1 protein-coding gene is annotated in these 865 nt (G+C 51.0%); it reads left to right on the forward strand.

Annotated features, from left to right (window positions below; genetic code table 11):
• Nucleotides 1-865 (forward strand): EAL domain-containing protein (locus ETG88_RS22135; protein ID WP_129036425.1); only part of this gene is annotated, 865 nt, incomplete at both ends.

Raw genomic sequence — 865 nt, forward strand, 5'->3', positions numbered from 1 at the left:
TTTTTTGCTGGTTATAAAATGACTTATATGCAGCGCGGGAATTATGTCGTTGTGGTCAATCCGCTCTCATACAGTGAAGTGATGTCGACAGATCACTCTCTGGCGTGGGGCGTATTTGATACGGTGACCAATGCCTTCTTTTCCGTCAGCCCACGGGCCAATATTTCTTTATTACACACGCTCGTCGGAAATGTGAGCGCGCCATTTCAAAAAGACGATCGTTTTTACACCATCGTCAGCTCAGCGAAACGGCCTATTGCCGCGATCGTCTCGACATCCAATACCCGTTTTTATGAAATTCTTTACCACCAGGCCACATTGACCCTGCCGCTGGGGATGATTTGCAGCATTATTATTTTGCTGGTCTGGTCGCGCACGCACCGTGAATTTAATTCGCCAGGTCGGTTATTGCACCGCGCGCTCAATAAGCGCCAGCTGTGCGTTCATTATCAGCCGATCATTGATATTAAAAATAACCGCTGCGTCGGCGCCGAAGCGCTGCTGCGCTGGCCGGGGTTTAATGGCCCGGTGATGAGCCCGGCAGAGTTTATTCCGCTGGCGGAAAAAGAGGGGATGATTGAGCGCATTACCGATTATGTCGTCGAAGAGGTGTTTAACGATCTCGGTGATTTCCTCGGCAACAATCCGCACCTCTATATTTCGATTAACCTGTCGGCGTCGGATTTCCACTCGTCGCGCCTGATTGCCCTGATCTCGGATAAAGCGCGGCATTACTCCGTGCGGGCGCAGCAGATTAAAATTGAGGTAACGGAGCGCGGATTTATTGATGTGCCGAAAACCACGCCGGTAATTCAGGCGTTTCGCCAGGCGGGTTATGAGGTGGCGATCGATGATTTTGGTACCG

Source organism: Lelliottia nimipressuralis (assembly GCF_004115925.1).
GTDB classification, from domain to species: Bacteria; Pseudomonadota; Gammaproteobacteria; order Enterobacterales; family Enterobacteriaceae; genus Enterobacter; species Enterobacter nimipressuralis.